Consider the following 839-nt stretch of genomic DNA (forward strand, 5'->3'; position numbering starts at 1 on the left):
AGGTGGCGACGGACAACGCGGTGCGGGTGTCGGTCACAGCGGTGGGCTCGGACACCACGCTGGCGGGCATTCAGCGGGTCGTCGCGGAGGCGCAGGCGTCCTCGTCCAGGGCGCAGGCCCTTGCCGATCGGGCAGCGGCACTGCTGTTCTACTTCGCCCTCGTGGCGGGTGTACTGACGTTCGCGGCGTGGCTGCTGCTGGGAAGTCCGAATGATGCTGTGATCCGGACCGTAACGGTGTTGGTGATTGCCTGCCCCCATGCCTTGGGGTGGGCGATCCCGCTGGTGATCGCCATCTCGACGGAACGGGCCGCCAAGGGCGGGGTCCTCATCAAGGACCGGATGGCGCTCGAGCGGATGAGGACCGTCGATGTGGTGCTCTTCGACAAGACCGGCACCCTTACCGAAGGACATCCTGCCGTCACTGCTGTTGCTGCTGCCGGTGACTTCGGCGAGGCAGAAGTCCTCGCAATCGCTGCAGCCGCTGAATCTGACAGCGAGCACCCGGTCGCGCGGGCAATCGTCCAGGCGGCAACCCAACGCCCGGAAGCTGCGGCTTTCGGTTACCGGGGGACAGGTTTCTCCTCGATGACCGGGCGTGGTGTGCGCGCAATCGTTGAGGGTTCCGAGGTGGCTGTTGGCGGTCCGAACCTTCTCAGGGACCTCGGGGTGGCCTCGCCGGCCGAGATCAGCCCTGCGGTGCAGGAGTGGATTGCCCGCGGCGCGTCTGTGCTGCACGTGCTTCGGGACGGTCGGGTTATCGGTGCGCTGCGACTTGAAAACCGCGTCCGCGAAGAGTCCCTTGCTGCCGTCACAAGCGCTGCAGGATCGCGGCGTCAA

1 protein-coding gene is annotated in these 839 nt (G+C 66.6%); it reads left to right on the top strand.

Annotated features, from left to right (window positions below; all coding sequences use genetic code 11):
• The coding region (locus tag M44_RS24460) for an HAD-IC family P-type ATPase (RefSeq protein WP_040365530.1) at positions 1-839 on the top strand (839 nt) is incomplete at both ends.

It is taken from the genome of Bacillus coahuilensis m4-4 (genome assembly GCF_000171615.1).
In the GTDB taxonomy this organism is placed as follows: domain Bacteria; phylum Bacillota; class Bacilli; order Bacillales; family Bacillaceae_K; genus Bacillus_T; species Bacillus_T coahuilensis.